Origin of the sequence: Glycomyces rhizosphaerae (assembly GCF_042647865.1) — a bacterium.
GTDB lineage: Bacteria > Actinomycetota > Actinomycetes > Mycobacteriales > Micromonosporaceae > Glycomyces > Glycomyces rhizosphaerae.
In genome coordinates, this window is the sequence record NZ_JBHRWO010000026.1 from 1 (window position 1) to 1,650 (window position 1,650).

At 56.9% G+C, this 1,650-nt stretch carries 1 rRNA gene; it reads right to left on the minus strand.

The window, feature by feature from the left end:
* Positions 1–1,504 (minus strand): 16S ribosomal RNA (locus ACFO8M_RS26555); the annotation flags it as partial.
* Positions 1,505–1,650 lie beyond the last annotated feature (146 nt).

The window sequence follows — 1,650 nt, forward strand, 5'->3', positions numbered from 1 at the left end:
GTACGGCTACCTTGTTACGACTTCGTCCTAATCGCCAGCCCCACCTTCGACCACTCCCTCCGGTAAACCGGTTAGGCCGCAGGCTTCGGGTGTTGCCAACTTTCATGACGTGACGGGCGGTGTGTACAAGGCCCGGGAACGCATTCACCGCAGCGTTGCTGATCTGCGATTACTAGCGACTCCACCTTCATCGAGTCGAGTTGCAGACTCGAATCCGAACCAAGACCGGCTTTACAGGGATTCGCTCCACCTCACGGTATCGCAACCCGCTGTACCGGCCAATGTAGCATGCGTGAAGCCCTAGACATAAGGGGCATGATGACTTGACCTCATCCCCACCTTCCTCCGAGTTAACCCCGGCAGTCTCCCGTGAGTCCCCAACTGAATGCTGGCAACACGGGATAAGGGTTGCGCTCGTTGCGGGACTTAACCCAACATCTCACGACACGAGCTGACGACAGCCATGCACCACCTGTCACCCAGTCCGAAGAGGCCTCTATCTCTAGAGGTTTCCGGGTGATGTCAAACCTAGGTAAGGTTCTTCGCGTTGCATCGAATTAATCCGCATGCTCCGCCGCTTGTGCGGGCCCCCGTCAATTCCTTTGAGTTTTAGCCTTGCGGCCGTACTCCCCAGGCGGGGCGCTTAATGCGTTAGCTACGGCACAGAATCAACCAACGTGACCCCACACCTAGCGCCCACCGTTTACAGCATGGACTACCAGGGTATCTAATCCTGTTCGCTCCCCACGCTTTCGCTCCTCAGCGTCAGAACAATCCCAGAGATCCGCCTTCGCCACCGGTGTTCCTCCACATATCTGCGCATTTCACCGCTACACGTAGAATTCCGATCTCCCCTAATTGCCTCAAGTCGACCCGTATCCACCGCAAAACCCCGGTTAAGCCGAGGCCTTTCACGGCGGACGCAATCAACCGCCTACGAGCCCTTTACGCCCAATAAATCCGGACAACGCTCGCGCCCTACGTCTTACCGCGGCTGCTGGCACGTAGTTAGCCGGCGCTTATTCAACCACTACCGTCAACCCCGCGAATACGGAGCCTTCGTGGTGGATAAAAGAGGTTTACAACCCGAAAGCCGTCATCCCTCACGCGGCGTCGCTGCATCAGGCTTCCGCCCATTGTGCAAAATTCCCCACTGCTGCCTCCCGTAGGAGTCTGGGCCGTATCTCAGTCCCAATGTGACCGACCGCCCTCTCAGGCCGGTTACCCGTCAAAGCCTTGGTGAGCTTTCACCTCACCAACAAGCTGATAGGCCGCGGGCCCCTCCCCAACCGCAAAAACTTTCCACCACCAAGCATGCACCTAGTGGTCGTATCCGGTATTAGCCGCCGTTTCCAACGGTTATCCCAGAGATGGGGGCAGGTTACCCACGTGTTACTCACCCGTTCGCCACTCGAGTACCCGCAAGCGGGCCTTTCCGTTCGACTTGCATGTGTGAAGCACGCCGCCAGCGTTCGTCCTGAGCCAGGATCAAACTCTCCAACAAAAACCTGTTGCGCACCATCCTCTTACGAGAACAGCGACTTTGGTATGTGTCGAAGCATGTCCTGACCGATTTTCTACGGGGCACCAAGCAAGTGCCCCAAGGAAAAGACAGTCAAAAACAGTACCAACCAGAAACCACCAGCACCT